General features: G+C 66.8%; 13 protein-coding genes. 5 read left to right on the plus strand and 8 right to left on the minus strand.

The genetic code is table 11. From position 1 onward, the window contains the following. Positions 1 to 835: 835 nt before the first annotated feature. Entirely contained in the window at positions 836 to 1,216 is a 381-nt protein-coding gene (locus tag OG716_RS09915; protein ID WP_405137341.1) for a YybH family protein, read from the minus strand. 267 nt (positions 1,217 to 1,483) lie between these two features. On the opposite strand from OG716_RS09915, the gene OG716_RS09920 reads away from it, so the two are divergent. Together OG716_RS09920 and OG716_RS09925 are read left to right on the plus strand one after the other, a co-directional pair. Further along, positions 1,484 to 3,010: a PucR family transcriptional regulator gene (locus OG716_RS09920; protein WP_405137342.1), complete on the plus strand. Its 1,527-nt coding sequence runs from the start codon at positions 1,484 to 1,486 to the stop codon at positions 3,008 to 3,010. A gap of 33 nt (positions 3,011 to 3,043) precedes the next feature. After that, entirely contained in the window at positions 3,044 to 4,672 is a 1,629-nt protein-coding gene (locus OG716_RS09925) for an amidohydrolase (RefSeq protein WP_405137343.1), read from the plus strand. A 163-nt stretch (positions 4,673 to 4,835) separates the two neighbouring features. Here the strand turns inward: OG716_RS09925 and OG716_RS09930 are convergent, their stop codons facing one another. From OG716_RS09930 to OG716_RS09945, 4 genes are all read right to left on the minus strand, one after another. Continuing rightward, entirely contained in the window at positions 4,836 to 5,999 is a 1,164-nt protein-coding gene (locus tag OG716_RS09930; protein ID WP_405137344.1) for a polyprenyl synthetase family protein, read from the minus strand. Between the two features lie 150 nt (positions 6,000 to 6,149). After that, on the minus strand, positions 6,150 to 7,130 hold the full coding sequence (locus tag OG716_RS09935) for a terpene synthase family protein (RefSeq protein WP_405137345.1): 981 nt from the start codon (positions 7,128 to 7,130) through the stop codon (positions 6,150 to 6,152). Between the two features lie 172 nt (positions 7,131 to 7,302). Then, positions 7,303 to 8,085, minus strand: coding sequence for an ABC transporter permease (locus OG716_RS09940; protein WP_405137346.1), 783 nt, complete (start codon positions 8,083 to 8,085; stop codon positions 7,303 to 7,305). After that, positions 8,082 to 8,747 (minus strand): ATP-binding cassette domain-containing protein, encoded by a 666-nt coding sequence (locus OG716_RS09945; RefSeq protein WP_405137347.1) that lies wholly within the window; start codon positions 8,745 to 8,747, stop codon positions 8,082 to 8,084. The genes OG716_RS09940 and OG716_RS09945 overlap by 4 nt, the downstream gene beginning before the upstream one ends. A 137-nt stretch (positions 8,748 to 8,884) precedes the next feature. Between OG716_RS09945 and OG716_RS09950 the strand changes: the two genes are divergently transcribed. Next, entirely contained in the window at positions 8,885 to 9,334 is a 450-nt protein-coding gene (locus OG716_RS09950; protein ID WP_355131594.1) for a nuclear transport factor 2 family protein, read from the plus strand. On the opposite strand, the gene OG716_RS09955 is transcribed toward OG716_RS09950, so the two are convergent. Both OG716_RS09955 and OG716_RS09960 read right to left on the minus strand, forming a co-directional pair. Then, on the minus strand, positions 9,292 to 9,969 hold the full coding sequence (locus OG716_RS09955) for a hypothetical protein (RefSeq protein ID WP_405137348.1): 678 nt from the start codon (positions 9,967 to 9,969) through the stop codon (positions 9,292 to 9,294). The two genes, OG716_RS09950 and OG716_RS09955, sit on opposite strands and share 43 nt — an antisense overlap. A gap of 8 nt (positions 9,970 to 9,977) precedes the next feature. Beyond that, positions 9,978 to 10,565 (minus strand): hypothetical protein, encoded by a 588-nt coding sequence (locus tag OG716_RS09960; RefSeq protein WP_405137349.1) that lies wholly within the window; start codon positions 10,563 to 10,565, stop codon positions 9,978 to 9,980. Positions 10,566 to 10,803: 238 nt separating this feature from the next. Here OG716_RS09960 and OG716_RS09965 point away from each other — a divergent pair, with 238 nt between their 5' ends. Together OG716_RS09965 and OG716_RS09970 are read left to right on the plus strand one after the other, a co-directional pair. After that, entirely contained in the window at positions 10,804 to 12,066 is a 1,263-nt protein-coding gene (locus OG716_RS09965) for a transcriptional regulator (RefSeq protein ID WP_405137350.1), read from the plus strand. A 481-nt stretch (positions 12,067 to 12,547) separates the two neighbouring features. Further along, the gene (locus OG716_RS09970) at positions 12,548 to 12,919 is read left to right on the plus strand and encodes a hypothetical protein (RefSeq protein ID WP_405137351.1); all 372 of its coding nucleotides are present in this window, start codon (positions 12,548 to 12,550) and stop codon (positions 12,917 to 12,919) included. Between the two features lie 61 nt (positions 12,920 to 12,980). Here the strand turns inward: OG716_RS09970 and OG716_RS09975 are convergent, their stop codons facing one another. Then, positions 12,981 to 14,534 carry a succinic semialdehyde dehydrogenase gene (locus tag OG716_RS09975; RefSeq protein ID WP_405137352.1) on the minus strand — a complete coding sequence of 518 codons (1,554 nt, stop codon included), beginning with the start codon at positions 14,532 to 14,534 and terminating at the stop codon, positions 12,981 to 12,983. Between the last annotated feature and the right edge of the window lie 273 nt (positions 14,535 to 14,807).

The raw sequence follows: 14,807 nt of genomic DNA on the forward strand, positions 1-14,807 counted from the left end.
TACCCGCAGGGCGGCAACACCACCTAGGACCACCACCGACTCTGCCCGCCCACCACGCCACCACGCCAGACCGCGAGTCTTCCCTGCCCCTGCCCCTGCCGCTGCCGCTGCCGTTGCCGTTGCCGCTGCCGTTGCCGCTGCTGCCGCTGCTGCTGCCGCTGCCGGCCTGATCCCGCTCCTGCTGTAGGCCGTTGCCCGACGTGGCCTTCCGGGTTCTTGTTCTTCGATTCCTTGTTTCCAGGTGTCCTTGTCTTTCGGCTCTTGTCTTTTCGTGTGGTGTCTGTGAAACCGGACCACAGCCGGTCGACCCCGCCGGTACCGCAGGTATCTCCTCGGCCCGGAAGGTCAACCGGGTACCCCTACCCCGGCGTCACCAGCACGGCCATCTCGGGCCCTGCCCGCACCCAGAAACCCACCACCGCCCCTCGGCGCAAGCAACCCAGGTGCACCGGCCTACCTCGGCCTCGAATCCCCCCGAAGCAGGCACTACACAGGCCCTCTCTCCGACCGCACAGCAGGTGCCTACGCGGCATAGACCTGATAACCGTTGTGCCGCTGAGAGACCCGCCGTTCCGTCCATGGCGGCCGATGGCTTCTATGCCGAAACCGTCGGTGCACCTGGGTTGCCTGCGTCCCGGACAGGGTTGGTCAACAGGGGGTGCGGGCAAAGCCCGAGATGGCCGTGCTGGGCACGTAGGGAGCCGTACCCGGTTGACCTCCCGCGGTTGGGAGAACATCTGTGGTACCAGCCGGGTCGACCGGCTGTGGTCCCGTTCTCGAGAACAAAACCCGAAAGACGAAGGGTAAGAAGCAGGCTCGCTGTTCGGGGGAATCGTCAGGCTGTGCCGAGGGGGTTGAGGAGGGTGAAGCGCCATTGGCCGTTGGTCTGTTGGCGGGCGATGTTTGCGGTGGTGCCGGTGGGAGAGATTCGGGTGCCGTCGGGGGTGTTGAGCTGCATGGTCCAGTCGGTTATCAGGAGGGCGGTGTCTGTGGTGATGAGGGCGTGGCGCGGGGTGTTGGAGAGGTGGGCGCCTGCGGCGACTGTGCCCGTGATTTCCTGGTGGAGAGCTTGCTCGCCGGTGATGACTTGTCCGGCGGTGGTGCGCATGGCTGCGTCGGGGGCGAAGAGGGCTAGGACGCCATCGACGTCGCCTGCGTTGAGGCGCTCTTCGAATAGGGCCGGGAGCTGGGCGGGGTCGGTGATTCGGGTGTCCATGACGGATGTTCCTTCGCTGTGATCGGTCGGCTCGCGGGGTCGCTCCGCCGCCCATCTATGCTCTTCGCTCGGTAGTCCTTCGACGAGGTCGAAACTGGACCCGTCATGGTCAGAACCGGACAGGGTTGGGATCGGTGGCCGAACCTCACAGTGTTTGCCTGCTCTTTTGATCCGCCGAGGACTCGCCGGTACACGTGTGCCGAAATGGCGATCTGCCTAGCGTGTCTTCGACACTGTGTCCACTGGGACCGCCCGTAGACTCACCCCGTGGCCGTTCCCGTCAGCTGGATTCTGTCGCAGCCCGATCTCTCGATCGAGCTGCGCGGCGGCGCGGCCGGGACCGGGCGAACCATCTCGCTTGTGGTGACGACCGAATTGGAGAATCCGTTTCGCTGGTTGTCCGGTAGCGAGCTCGTCCTCACCACGGGTATGCACTTGCCCACCTCGGCGGCCGGTCGGGCGACCTACCTGCGCCGCCTGAACCAACGTGGTGTTGCCGCAGTCGGTTTCGGCACGGGGCTCACGCATCCGGAGGTGCCCGCCGATCTGATCGCGGCCGCCGACGAGATCGGCATTCCACTGCTGGAAGTCCCCCTGCCCACCCCGTTCGCAGCGATCGTCAAGCGCATTACCGAGCGCTCCGCCCAACTCCAGCACGACGATCTGCTGCGCGCCTCCCGTGCCCAGCCGCGCATGACGCGGGCTCTGGTGCGCTCCGGCGCGCGTGCCATCGTCCGCGAGCTGGCCACCTCCCTGCGCGCGACCGTCCTGGTGCTGGACACGAATGCCCACGTCACCGATGTGCATCCCGCCGCCCCGGCCGAGGAACTGCTGCATACGGTGCGCACCGCCCTGGCTGCCGATCGGTCGGCGGGCGCGAGCGGCGTGGCCACCGACTCGTCCGGCCATACGATCACGCACCAGCGCATCGGCGTCGGCGGTCGGGTGCACGGCGATCTGGTGGTCGTGAGCACCGCACCGCTGAGCGCTGTCGACCAGATCCTGCTGGGCCACGCCAATTCGCTGCTGACCCTCGATTTCGAGAAGCCCGCACGATTATGGGAGGCCCAGCACCGGCTCAACAGCACGGTGCTGGGCCTGCTGTTGAACACCGATGCCGACCTGAACCCGGCCTGGGCACATCTGGCGCAGGCCGCCGACGCCGCCGGCCGGATTCGGGTGCTCGCCGCCGATTGCGATACGACCGAGGCCGTCGACGGCGTGCGCTCCATTGCCGAGAGTATGGCGGTGCGCTCCGGCCATCCCCTGTTCCTGCATATCGTCGACCGCCGGGTTCTGGTGGTGCTGCCCGGTGTCGCACCGGTGGCGTTCGCGGGCCAACTGGCCGCCGATCTCGCCCCTGGCGTGCGCCGGTCGGTGCGGTTCGGGCTGAGCGGTGAACACTCGCTGCGGGAGTTGGTCACCGCCGCCGACGCCGCCGGACTTGCCGCCTCCGCTGCCGAACGCGGCAGCGCCCCTTCGGAATTCGGCACTCTGACCGGCAGTTCGCTGCTGTCCTTCGACACCACTCGCCGCGTGCTCGACACCCTCGCGCACACCGTCCTCACCCCGCTGACCGAACACGACAGCGCACACGGCACCGACCTGCTGATCTCGCTGCGCGCCTATCTGGAGGCCAACGGTCAATGGGAGGCGGCCGCAGCGGCGACCGGTGTGCACCGCCACACTCTGCGCAAACGCATCACCGTCGCGCAGGGCCTGCTCGGCTGCGATCTCGACAGTGCCCGAGTCCGCGCCGAACTGCTGCTGGCAATCCTGGCCCGCGGCAACTGATTCCGACCGACCACCGTTGTCAGGAGCATGCTCATGACCCACGCCGACCTCGTGTTCACCGGCGGCAGCGTCCTCACCATGGACTCCGCCCGCAGCCGCGCGACAGCGCTGGCGGTCACCGGTGACCGCATCTCGGCCGTCGGCCACGCCGAGGTGCGCGAATTCATCGGCCCCCGTACCGAAGTCGTGGATCTGGACGGCCGCGCGCTGCTGCCCGGATTCCAGGACGCCCATGTGCACGCGGCCGCAGCGGGCATGGAATTGGCCTCCTGCGATCTGAGCGGAACCACCGATCCGAGCGAATACTTCCGCCGGATCGCCGCCTACGCCGCCGCACATCCGGAGCGGGAGTGGATCACCGGCACCGGCTGGTCGATGGAGAGCTTCCCCGGCGGCCTGCCGACTAGCGCGCAACTCGATGCCGTCGTCGCCGACCGGCCCGTGTACCTGACCAACCGGGACTACCACGGCGCCTGGGCCAACACCCGCGCGCTGGAATCGGCAGGCCTCACCGCCCACACACCCGATCCGGTCGACGGCCGCATCGAACGCGACAACAGCGGAGCCCCCTCGGGAGTGCTGCAGGAGGGGGCGATGGACCTGGTCGAGCGGATACTGCCGCCCATCACACCCCAGGACCGGATGGCCGGACTGCTCCGTGCGCAATCGCTCCTGCATTCGCTGGGCATCACCGGCTGGCAGGAGGCCATTGTCAGCTCCGACAACGGCACCTTCGACTCCACGACCACTTACTTCGACGCCGCCGAACGCGGCTTGCTCACCGCCCGCGTCACCGGCGCCCAGTGGTGGGAACGCGATGAGGGCGCCGCGCAGATCGCGGGAATGCTGCTGCGCCGCAAGCAGTTCAGCACCGACCGTTTCCGGCTGGATACGGTCAAGATCATGCAGGACGGCATCGCGGAGAACTTCACCGCAGCCATGACCGAGCCCTACAAGGATCACCGCGGCTGCTGCACCGCCAATTCCGGGCTCAGCTTCGTCGACCCGCGGGCACTGCGCGGGTATGTGACCGAGCTGGACGCCCACGACTTCCAGGTGCACTTCCACGCCCTCGGTGACCGCGCGGTCCGGGAATCCCTGGACGCGATCGAAGCCGCGCTGCACGCCAACGGCCCGCGCGGAAACCGTCATCACCTCGCGCACCTGCAGGTGGTGCATCCCGATGACATCCCCCGATTCCACCGCCTCGGCGCGGTCGCCAATCTGCAACCGCTGTGGGCCGGGCACGAACCGCAACTGGACGACCTCACCCTGCCGTTCCTGGGCGGCGATCTGCCCGAGCGTCAGTACCTCTTCGGCGATTTGGCACGCGCCGGAGCCACCTTGGCCTGCGGCAGCGACTGGCCCGTGAGCGAACCGAATCCGCTGGCCGGCATCCACACCGCGGTCAATCGCGTCATCCCCGGCTCGGGCCTACCGCCACTGCTGCCGGATCAGCGGCTCGATCTCATGACGACGCTCGCGGCGTACACGGCCGGATCGGCGTATGTGAACCGGCGCGACGACACCGGCAGTCTGCGGGTCGGCACACTCGCGGATCTCGTTGTGCTGGAGCGTGATCCGTTCGCGGTTGCTCCTGCCGAGATCGCCGGTATCGGTGTGGCGCAGACGTTCGTCGGCGGCGTGCGGGTCTTCGGCTAGCGAGCCGGCCCGGAGCAATGTGTGGGGTGACGCCGCAGCACGCGCGCAGCGGTGTTATGGTTTACGGCATCGCTGCCCGTCGTGTGCGGCATTCTCCCCCTCTTCGGTAAGAGTCAAAGTATGTGTAACCGTCGGTTACATATAAATCCTCTTGTGCGTACACCTACCGATCCCGGTGCGCGACCAGCTCCGCCAGCGCCGTCAGATCTCCCGCGGCGACCTCCGGCGGCAGCGCCTGCAAAGCAGCTTCCAGCGCGGCCGCAGCCCGTCCCAGGGTGTGCTGCCGGCCGCCCGCCTTCTCGACCAGATCCGCCGCGCGTGCCGCCCGCTGCGTGGTCATGGGCTGGCGAGCCTGATACATCCGAGCCAGCTCACGGCCGTGCACGGTATCGGAGGCCAGCGCGCTGACCACCGGGAAGGACTGCTTGCGCTGCATGAGATCACTGTGCGCGGGTTTGCCGGTCACCGCCGGATCGCCCCAGATATCGATGGCGTCATCGACGAGCTGGAACACCAGACCGAGTTCATTGCCGAAGGTGTGCATCCCGGAAACCACCCGATGATCCGCGCCGGCGCACAGTGCGCCGAGCGCGGAGGCGCACCCGAGCAGCGCGCCGGTCTTACCCGCCGCCATGTTCAGGTACTCCTCGACACTGACCGTGGATCGGCTCGCGAAGGCGCAGTCCTCGTATTGCCCGCGGCACAGCGTGACGGTGGCACGAGCCAGCCGGATGACCGCCTCGGAGGTCACCAGTTCGGGCACCCCGTCGGACAGCACGCCCAATGCCAGCGCCTGCAGTGCATCTCCCAGCAGCGTGGCATTGGTCTCGCCCCAGACCCGCCAGACCGTCGGGCGGCCGTGTCGGAACGGATCCTGGTCCATGACGTCGTCGTGCACGAGCGAGAAATTGTGCAGCAGTTCGACCGCCGCCGCCGCGTGCACCGCCTGCTCGGTGCTGCCGCCGCAGGCCGCGGCGGCTGCGAAGGTGAGCGCGGGGCGCAAGGCCTTGCCCTGCACCCCGGTCACCGCCGTGCCGTCGGTGTCACACCAGCCGAAGTGGTAGCCCGCCATATGATTCAGCGGCTCCGACAGCGACTCGACCGCGGACCGCAGCACCGGTTCGATGGCGGTGCGGGCGGCAGCGAGCTGTCTGCGCGCCGCGCGCTCCACCGCACTGTCGCTCGGGTGTTGCCCGTGGTCGGCCGGCCGTTGGCGAATCTCGCTGTGGCCGGTCAGGTTCGGCACCGCCGGGCGGGACAGCGCCCATCGGCGGAGGCTTTCGAGGTGCTGTCCGGTTGTTGTTCTGGTCGGTTTCGACGCGCGCATAATCGGCCCCGCTCACTCGGACACGGCCTCCTCAGCCACCCGGTGGCAGATGGGCGGCCATGCGTAGAAGAATGCCAATCCTCCCATCATTGAGTGAAAACGCGGGACCGCCTGCCGATTTCAGTTCGGCATCAGCCACTGCGCCGCAGCTCAGGTGAGTGGCAGCCCGTGTTCGAGCGCTTCGATCGGCGCGCTCGTGTAACGGGCCGCCTGGTAGTGGTAATCGAAATTCGCCCGAACGTACACCGTGTAATTCTTTGCGGTGGCCAAGGTGTCGGCGCGGTCACGATCGTTGATCCCGGCGTCGTGCAGCTCGGCCGAAAGCCGTTCCAGCGCCGCCTCGCAGCGCTCGATGCACTCGGTGAGCATATTGTTGACCAGCGTCAGCGCCTCGGTGCGACTGTGCCCGAAGTGGTACTCGGCGAGCAGCACCGAGTTGTAGAGATACCCCGACGCCTCGTCCGAGGCGACCGAGAGCACATCGTTGAACAACCCCATATGCTCGACCGCGGCTTCCCGCAAGCTACGCATGGCCGGCAGATAGCGGGCCGCCGGCGTGAGATCGACGCCCTCGGCGCGCTCGCTGATATCCAGAAAGATGAAGAGCGCCACACCATCTCGGCGATGCGCGCGATACGTTTCCAGATCCGGCAGGTTGCCGGAGAGCCGCCCCACACTCTCGGTGTAGTACGTCCACAGCCAATCGCGGATCTCCGCGCGCACGCTTTCGCGCCACTCCGGCGAGCGCCCCTCCGACAGACGCCGCCACAGGTCGGCGAAGGATACGGCGAGGACGCCGGAAGGTTGCCTGTCACTGTCGAATACCGCGTTGAGCGCTGTGATGGCGTCCAAACAGCGTTGTGGATCAGGTATTTCAATATCGAACTGATCGTCCACCACGAAAGCCCATGCGGTGTACTGACTCAGCAGCGTCAGCTCGTGTACCTCGGCCGCCGGACACCACAGGGCGTACATTCTGGCCGGTCTGGTGCGCTCCATACGGCGCCGTGTCAATTCGGTGGGTACGAGCTCGAACTTCTCGAGCCAGTCCCACATACCCGCCTCAGCCTCCAGCTCCCGAGGGTTGAGCCCCTCCGCAGCGTACGGCATGAAAAATTCGGTTGGTTCCATCGAAACTGCCTATCTCCCAACCAGTTTACTCGCTCTTACGACAATACCGACCTTTCAGACAGATCCTGCGACCTAACCGCTATTCGCGCCAGTCAGAGGCATGAAAATCACATCCGGCCCGGTCTCGGTGATCGATATCGCGGGAAGAAGCTGCCGCCCAGTCGGATTGGGACTACCCCGGAAGTGTGATCAAACGCTGTGCGGGATCGAAGAGAGTGCGCTCCGCGGCGCGGGCGCCGGCCAGTGCGGCGAGAGTCGTTGCGGCCAGCAGCATATACATGACCACTATCTGATAGCGGATCGCTGTGAGAGGGTCCACACCGGCGAGGATCAGGCCCGTCATCGCGCCGGGCAGGCTGATCAAGCCGACGACCTTGGTGGAGTCGATGGCGGGAATCAGCGCGGTGCGCAGGGCCGAGCGCCGATGCGGCAGGAACGATTCGCGAGCCGAGAGGCCAAGAGCCAGACGGGCTTCGATGGCATCGCGGGCCGTGCGGGCGTCTTCGGCCAAGCGGCGCAGCGCGATTCCGGTGGACTGCATGGCGGAGGAGACGATCATGCCGCCCACCGGCACCACCACCCGCGCCTGCGTGGAGATGACGCCCAGCAGGATCAGCGCACCGAGCGTGACGGTCGATCCGAAGGCGACGCCGAGGGTGGCGGAGCGGCGGGCGTGCGGCAGGCCCGCGCCCCGGCGGCCGGCGACATAGCCCGCGATGACGACCATCAGGACGACCCAGACGAGCGCGCCCGGCAGCCCGGTGTGGCGGAACAGGATCACCAGGATCGCGCCGACCGCGATCAGCTGGACGCCCGCGCGGGCTGCGGCGATCAACAGCTCACGGGTCAGGTGCAGATGTTGCCGGTAGGCGACCGCCGCGGCGAGTGCGACCAGCAGCAGGGAGGCCGCGACTCCGGGCCAGTCGGGCACGGAGAGTCCGGTTGTCGTGCTCACTGCTGCTCCCCTGCGCCGGTGTCGCGCGGATGCACAGTGCGCGACAGCTGTCCCTGCGCGAGCGACCACACCTCATCGGCGACCTCGCGGACGAAGGTGATGTCGTGACTGACAAGTACCACGCTGCCGCCGTCGGCCGTGTGCGTGCGAATGAGGTCCCCCACCGCCCCCGCCGCGACACCGTCGAGCGCCGAGGTCGGTTCGTCCATCAGCAGCACCTCCGGCCGCACCGCCAGTGCACGGGCCAGGCAGACCCGCTGTGCCTCTCCCCCGGACAGCTCCGCGCACCGCCGGTCGAGGAAGGCCGCCGGCAGCCCGGCGCGGATCAGTAGCGCGCCGATGCTCGTATCGGCCAGTTGCCTGCCGACCTGAACCTCCGTGCGCACCGTCTCGGTGAGCAGCGTGGGTCGCTGCGGTACCAGCCCGACCCGGCGTCGCAGTGCCAGGACATCCAATGCCGCGATCGGTTCGCTATCGAGCAGTATTCGCCCACCGCTGGGTTCGCCGAACCGGTTGAGCAGGCGCAGGAGCGTGGTCTTGCCCGCGCCGCTCGGTCCGACCACCGCTGTGCAGCGACCGGCGGGGAATACCGCGTCGATCGCCGTGAACTGCGGCGTTTCTCCGTGAACTGCACTGACCTGCTCCAGGGTTATGGTGGGCACGGCACCACAATGCCCGACCAGTCCGAATGAGATCGATTGCACCCCAGATCTTTCGGAAAACAACAAGGTCAGCTATCGGTCCGCGCGTACGCTTGCGCACCGACCCACCGTTGTATGAGCTCTACCCGGAGGCAACCATGCTGTCCCTACAGGAGATTTCGGACCGCCTGGAGATCCAAGATTTGATGGTCCGCTACTCGCACGCGGTGGACACCCACCAGTGGGACCTGCTGGACGAGATCTTCACCGTCGACGCGCATATCGATTACACGGCAATGGGTGGCCCGGCCGGTGATCTGACATCCACCAAGCAGTTCCTGGCCACCGTCATGCCCAATTTCTCCGCGTTCCAGCACCTGGTCGCGAACTCCTCGATCCGGGTCGAAGGCGACGCCGCCACCGCCCGCACCATGTGCCATAACCCGATGCTCGTGGAGGGTGCGGACGGTCATCGCCGTCTGATGCTGTGCGGCCTCTGGTACCACGACAGCTTCGTGCGGGTCGATGGCGGGTGGCGGATCAGCCAGCGGATCGAGGAGAAGTCCTACATGTTCGTGGCACCACCCGCCGAGGCCGTCATCAGCTGATCGAAGAGGTCGCGGTAACCGCGCAGCGCCTGCCGCAGTTGTTCGGTGTCAGCGGAATCATCGCCGGACCAGCCCTTTTCGAGGGCCTGGCGGCGCTGCGTGTAGGTGTCGGTGAACCCCTGGATGGTGCCGGAGATGAGGCCGTCGGCCCGTGTCACCGCATCGCGCGGGTCGTCGACGAACATGGTCTGCACTTCCCGCCACTGCTCGCGCAGCTGTCGCAGATCGCTCTGCCCGCTCGCCTGCCCGGTGCTGTCGAGGCCGGGCTGTGCGCTCAGCTGCTGAGTGCCGCCACCGCGTTGCTCACTCAACTGCCGGGTGTTGTCATCGAGGCCGCGCCGATCGTCCAGGTGCTGGGCGCCGTCGTCGACTCCGCGTTGCTGACCGAACTGCTGCTCACTGTCGTCGACTCCGCGTTGCTGACCGAGCTGGCGGCTGCCCTCGCCGCCGGCGATGCCATCGCTGTACGTCGTCTTGTAGCTCGCATCCGCATTCGGCTCATCGGTGACGCTGTCCGGGTCGATGACGGTGCTCGCGCCGGTCGTCGAGTTCCGGTCGTACGCCGGGGCCTCGGGCGAGTAGCCCGAATTCTCCACGGCTGCTTTGTTCTTCGTCTTATCGGATTCGATGCTCATGTCATGCCTCACTTGTTCTGTGCGGTCTGGTCGACCTTGTTGCGGGCGGGCTGATCGGCCCCGTTGTCGTCGAGCAGGTCGACGAACAGCTCCCGGTAGTTCACGATCGCGGCGCGAATGTCCTCGGTGGAAGCCTCACCGCGCCCGGCTCGTTCGGCGATATCGTGCGCACTCCGGTACTGCTCGAGCGGTCCGGCATGCTGCACCGAGAGGTCCGCCAACTGCTGGTGGTAGTCCTCGGTGGGGTAGCCGCGATCGGTCATGACCGAGGTGAGCAGCCGATCGGCGTTCTGCAGCGATTTCGCCGGATCGTCGATGAATTGCTCCTGCACGTGCGCCCACTGCATGTTGTAGCGCTGCTTCTCGTCCTCGCTCAGCGGCCGCAGTTCCAGCTGCTGATGCCGCCGTTCCCGTTCGGCCAGTTCACGTTCCGCGACCCGCCGGTTCTGCGACTCGTCCACGGTGCGGTCGTACTCGGGGCCGAATCGCTCACGCAATCGCCGGCTCCGCATACGCGGCCACAGGGCTACGCCGAGCAACACCACCACCGCGACCACTATCAAGATGATGACCACTGTCATTACTGCACCCGACATTCGATCCTCCTGGTCGAGTAAGTCTTCGTGCTGACGTAATGCCTCGAGGCCACGAGCTCAAACAGGCGGTCCGCCAGCCGAATCCGTCGAGTGGATCTGCGGATCGCGGCCATGGCGAAGTCTGCGAAGCGGTCGAATCGAATTAACGCATGGACTGCGCCGAAGTGGGTACGCATGTCGGCACCGCACGCCATCATGGGGTATCGCATTTCCGGTCGCCCTGCGAGGAGTTTGCGCGATGGAACACCTGCCCGCCCTATCACAGCAGCGTGCGGAGTTGGAGAAGGTGTGGTCGCGCTGGGCTGTCGGCGGTGGCAGGCCGTCGGCGCCGCCGCCTGTCTTGCATTCCGAGGCGACGCCCATCCCGCGTTCCGAGTCGGCGGTGCTGCGCAGCGAAGTTGTCGAATCGTGGGAGCGTTCGCTCCGCACGGTGGATCCCGCAAGGGCGGTTGCACCCTCCACTGATCGGGACGATTTGGGTTCGCGCTGGGCCGAATCCCCGCTGCGCACACCGGTGACCGAGCTGGCCGGTGAGATCCGTGCGATCGCCGAAGACGCCGGCATGATCGCCGTTGTCACCGATGAGGTGGGCACGGTGCTGTTCAGCTGTGGCGACCGATCGGTGCGGCGGCAGGCCGAAACGGTGAACCTGGCGCCGGGTGGTTGCTGGGACGAGCCGTATATGGGCACCAGTGGTGTGGCCCTGTCACTGCACAGCGGACGGCCCAGTTCGGTATGGGCCGCAGAGCATCTGGTGCAGGCCCTGCACGGCTGGGTCTGCTATTGCGCGCCCATTCGCGCCGCCGACGGCAGGCAGCTCGGTGTACTGGATCTGTCGACCTACTGGGATCGCTCGCACCCGATGATCCTGACAACAGTGCGAGCCCTGGTCACCGCCATCGAATCACGTTTGCACACAGCGCAATCCCGTCCGGTCGCCCGTACCCGGCTGGAATGCCTGGGTGTGCCGCGGTTGTACAAGCAGGGGCATCAGATAGCCATGCGCCCGCGTCAGCTGGAGATCCTCGCGCTGCTGGCGCTGGAACCGGAAGGCTTCACGCCCGAACGTCTACACGCCGCTGTCTACGGCGACCGGTCGGTATCCCCCAGCACCCTCAAGGCCGATATCTCCCGGCTGCGCCGCGCCACCGACGGTCAGATCGCGGACCGCCGCTACATGCTCACCGAACCGCTCGCCTGCGACGCCACCGAACTGCTCGCGGCACTGGAGGCGGGCGATCTCACCACCGCCGTCCGCGTGTATCGCGGTCCGTTCCTACCGGATTCCGATACCCCCGGCATCGTGCAGTGGCGCGAACATCTCGACGTCTGCCTGCGCACCGCCGTGCTGGCCGACCGGAATCCCGAGCACGCGCTGCGCTTGGGCCAGCGCTGCCCGGACGATATCGAGATCCACGAGCACGCCCTGCGCCTGCTCGCCCCCGGCGACAGCCGCCGCGCGCTGGCCGCGGCCCGGCTGCACACCGCGCTACGCGCATAATTGGTCGAACGGGCTTCGGAGACGGGCTCTTTCGGCGATACGAACCGACCCCGACCGGTGGTGGGCGGTTGCGCGAAGGTTGCACTGAACAGCCTACTTTTCACCAACCCAGCGCCAACCACGCACCAACCTCACCGGTTCATGGTGACCCCGGTCACCGCACATATGCGATCAGGACCGCGAGGGGGTCCGATTCATCATTCGGTCGCGTTTGTTCACCGATGCCGAGGCGGCGGTGCTGGAAGCGGCTCCCGCCCCACGCCGAGGCGCCGATTCGGCCGGATGAGAGGTGACGCGGCCGGTTTCTCCGGGCCGGCCGCGCCACCGTACCTGTGTGCGACCGCCGTACCTGTGTGCAACCCCGGCGGGGGCGGGCCAAAGGTGCGAGTATGAATCCGCCTGCGGGACTGGATATTTACGGTTCCGCCAGGTTGTGCTGCACCGGGTCGCCCGCGGCCCACTATTCGACGGAGGAAAAACCTTGGCGCTCGACGATCTCCAAGGACCTGATATCGAGGAAGCCGGCGGAACGGGTGTTCTGCCGCTGTCCAAGGTCACGGCCGGAGCTACCGTCCGGCTTCCCGTATGGCCCGCCGCCAGGGTCGGGCAGGCGGTGTGGATCTCCTGCCAGTTCGCCGGCTCGGACGCCTCGTCGCTCCGGGTCAGGTCCGGCGCACCTCTCACCAAGGGTGAGCTGCAGAACGGCTACGCGCTCGGCTTCATCGGACCGGAGTACTTCGAAGGGTGCTCGCCCGGCGCTCGCCTGCAGATCCGCCCGTCCGTTTCGGTCGACGGAAAAGGGATGGAGCGCACCGCACTTGCGTTCCCGGCGCTGGAGTGGCTGATTCAGTAATAACGTCGCTCGACGCCGCCGGCGGAAGCGGCGGCGTCGAGCGAACCTGCTCGGACCCGGGTCAGCGGCCCGGCAGGAACCGGACGGCGCGGGCGACGCCCATGAGGAACGGCTGCCATTTGTCCTGCGAAATCAGCGGCGGGGCATCGAGATTCAGGAATCGGGTGACCACGACCGTCTGAGGTTCGGTGAACTTCAGCAGACCGTCGGGACCGTGCCGGCGGCCGACACCGGAGATACCCATACCACCCATGGGCGCACCGGTGGTGCCCCAGGCGGGGGCATAACCCTCGTCGATATTCACCGTGCCCGCGTGCAGGCGTTCGGCAATGCGCTCGCCCTCGGCCTTACTGCCCGCCCAGACACTGGCATTGAGGCCGTATTCGGTGTCATTGGCGCGGGTGATGGCCTCCTCGACATTCTCGACCGGGTAGATCGAGACGAGCGGGCCGAAGGTTTCATTGCGGCCGCACTCCATGGCGTCGGTGACGTCGGTGAGCACGGTCGGCTCGAAGAACAGCTGGCCGAGATCGGGGCGGGCATTGCCGCCCGCCAGCACCTTCGCACCCTTGGAGACGGCGTCGGCGACATGCTTGGTGACCGTCTCCAGCTGCGCTTCGGAGATGAGGCTGCCGATGTCCTGTGAATAGTCGTACGCCGCACCGAGTTTCGCGTCCTTGACAGCAGCGACGAACTTCTCGGTGAACTCCGCGGCGACCGACTTCTCGACGTACAGGCGTTCGATGGAGATGCAGAGCTGCCCCGCATTGGAGAAGCAGGCGCGCACCGCGGCCTTGGCCACCTTGTCGAGATTCGCTCCGGCCGTGACGATCATGGGGTTCTTGCCGCCCAGTTCGGCGGAGAACCCGATGAGCCGGCGCCCGCACTGCTCGGCCAGCGTGCGGCCGGTGGCAGAGGAACCGGTGAACATGAGGTAGTCGCAGACATCGACGATCGCGGTGCCGACCACCGTGCCGGGACCGGTCACCACGGCGAACAGATCGCGCGGCAGTCCGGCCCGGGCGAACAGTTCGGCATTGGCCAGCGAGGAGTACGGGGTCTGGCTGTCGGGCTTCACCACCACGGCATTGCCCGCCAGCAGCGCCGGGATCGAATCACCGATCGACAGCAGCATGGGGTAGTTCCACGGGGCGATGACGCCGACCACACCCTTGGGCACATGCCGCACGGACGCCCGGTTCAGCAGCGGGAAGGCCCCGGCCACACTGTGCGAGGCGAGCAATTGCGGTGCGACTCGGGCGAAATAGCGGGCCGCCATCATCAGGCCCATGATCTCTTCCTGAGCCGCCCAGCGCGCCTTGCCGGTCTCGGCCTGCACCACGTCCATCAGGTATTCGCGGTTCTCCACCACCAGATCCCGGTAGCGATTGAAGACCTCGGCGCGCTCCTTGATCGGGCGCGCGGCCCATTCCGCCTGGGCGGCACGGGCTTTGGTCACCGCGGTGGTGACATCGGCGGCGGTACCGACCGGCACCGTGCCGAGGGTCTTACCGGTGAACACCTCGGTGATGGCCCGGTGATCGCGGTCCTCGGTCGTGTCCACCGCCGCGAACGTCTTCAGACGTTCGAACACTGCGGCTGCCGGCACGGGCATCGTTGCCTCCTACTTATGAGTAACCCTCGGATACAGGCAATCTACCCTTGCTCGAATCCCCCGGCCTCCGACTCCATGATCCAGGCCGCTCGCGTCGGGTTTCCGACCGGAAATGCCGATCCCTCCGCACCCGTCGGATTGTCCGTTTTGCCTGATCAGGCAAACAATCTGTAACCAATGAACGGCGAGCGACGAACAATCATCCAGTAGCAGCACTACCGCACAGCAACGATCTAGTTTCTCCACCCAAGAGAAATCGGGCCTGCGTCACGA

It is taken from the genome of Nocardia sp. NBC_01388 (assembly GCF_045040085.1).
Lineage (GTDB): Bacteria > Actinomycetota > Actinomycetes > Mycobacteriales > Mycobacteriaceae > Nocardia.

Excerpts from the sequence above, each read along its gene's own strand:
- OG716_RS09915 (WP_405137341.1), bottom strand. The coding sequence starts at position 1,216 with ATGGACACCCGAATCACCGACCCCGCCCAGCTCCCGGCCCTATTCGAA.
- OG716_RS09935 (WP_405137345.1), bottom strand. The coding sequence starts at position 7,130 with ATGGAACCAACCGAATTTTTCATGCCGTACGCTGCGGAGGGGCTCAAC.
- OG716_RS09930 (WP_405137344.1), bottom strand. The coding sequence starts at position 5,999 with ATGCGCGCGTCGAAACCGACCAGAACAACAACCGGACAGCACCTCGAA.
- OG716_RS09965 (WP_405137350.1), top strand. The coding sequence starts at position 10,804 with ATGGAACACCTGCCCGCCCTATCACAGCAGCGTGCGGAGTTGGAGAAG.
- OG716_RS09955 (WP_405137348.1), bottom strand. The coding sequence starts at position 9,969 with ATGAGCATCGAATCCGATAAGACGAAGAACAAAGCAGCCGTGGAGAAT.
- OG716_RS09975 (WP_405137352.1), bottom strand. The coding sequence starts at position 14,534 with ATGCCCGTGCCGGCAGCCGCAGTGTTCGAACGTCTGAAGACGTTCGCG.
- OG716_RS09950 (WP_355131594.1), top strand. The coding sequence starts at position 8,885 with ATGCTGTCCCTACAGGAGATTTCGGACCGCCTGGAGATCCAAGATTTG.
- OG716_RS09925 (WP_405137343.1), top strand. The coding sequence starts at position 3,044 with ATGACCCACGCCGACCTCGTGTTCACCGGCGGCAGCGTCCTCACCATG.
- OG716_RS09960 (WP_405137349.1), bottom strand. The coding sequence starts at position 10,565 with ATGTCGGGTGCAGTAATGACAGTGGTCATCATCTTGATAGTGGTCGCG.